At 24.0% G+C, this 1,074-nt stretch carries 1 protein-coding gene; it reads left to right on the top strand.

Translation table 11 applies throughout. From position 1 onward, the window contains the following. The first annotated feature begins 429 nt into the window (after window positions 1-429). Window positions 430-987, top strand: a complete 558-nt coding sequence (locus RI68_RS02640) for a hypothetical protein (protein ID WP_017193693.1) — start codon at window positions 430-432, stop codon at window positions 985-987. Window positions 988-1,074 lie beyond the last annotated feature (87 nt).

Genomic DNA, 1,074 nt, shown 5'->3' with positions numbered 1-1,074 from the left:
AAATATTTTTTTTATGTTATCATATAGTAAATTAATAAATAATTTTTTCTAAAAGGTATTTGTTTTAGAAAAATTAGTTGTTTTCATTCGGAACTATTTTGCTGGGGCTCACCCCCCCTTTAATTTGTTTTTGTTCTCAATTAAAGTGTTAAAACTAAAATAGCGGCTCAAGAAATACTTTTTTCAGTCTTAATTTTATTAAAAAGTTTTAACCGATAAAAAAAACTTTTTTAATCATTTTAAAAGGTTTTTTATTAAAAAGATTAATATTATTATCATTAAAATGGTCTTTTCTTAGAGATATGGATATTTTTTATCCTTTTAAGAAATAAAAATTTGGTTTTTATGTAAAAGCGTGTTATAATATAATCATACAAGAGGATAAAAACACAATATAAAAAAAATAAAAGAAAATAGAGGTATATATTTTTGTTTAATCAAAAAATAAAAAATAGTTATTTATTTTTCTTCATGTTAAATGCTTTTTTATTAATGTCTTTACCTTTTTTTACGCAGAAAATTTTTGCTCAAAGTAATGAAGAATCTAAACAAACACAAAATAAACACAATCTTAGCGTTCAAGATAATATATCAGATATTGTAGAAACTTTTAATGATTCTTTCGCCGACAAAATTAAAATAGGAATGGCTAAGGTTGTTGATGAGTTAAAAGATTATGCTGAGGCTCAACACAGCGATAAATCTTCCAAAAGATTGATTCAAGATGTAGCAAGTAATATGATTAATGACTATTTATGCATAGATGAATGGGCTGAAGTTCAAACTGATTCTTTTACCATTTTTGCATACGATGGCGATTGGATGAAAGTTATGGTGGCTACTAAATTAACTAACATTGGTAACTTTACTATAAACAGTATGAAAAAAGATTACAAACCTAGTTATACTTTTATTTTTGATTCTTTTACTAAAGACATGGATGATGCAGTTGCTGACACTATAAGCACTTTATGGCCTAAACTATAAGTACTTTATGACTTGTTTTGGGTAAATAATTATCAAAAAGATTAATTAATTTTTAAAATATTAATGATATTTATCAATTTAGAAATA

Source organism: Vaccinium witches'-broom phytoplasma str. VAC (assembly GCF_000309405.1).
Taxonomy (GTDB): domain Bacteria; phylum Bacillota_I; class Bacilli_A; order Acholeplasmatales; family Acholeplasmataceae; genus Phytoplasma.
The sequence above is the reverse complement of the archived record's forward strand: the minus strand, read 5'-3'. Positions and strand labels throughout refer to the sequence as shown.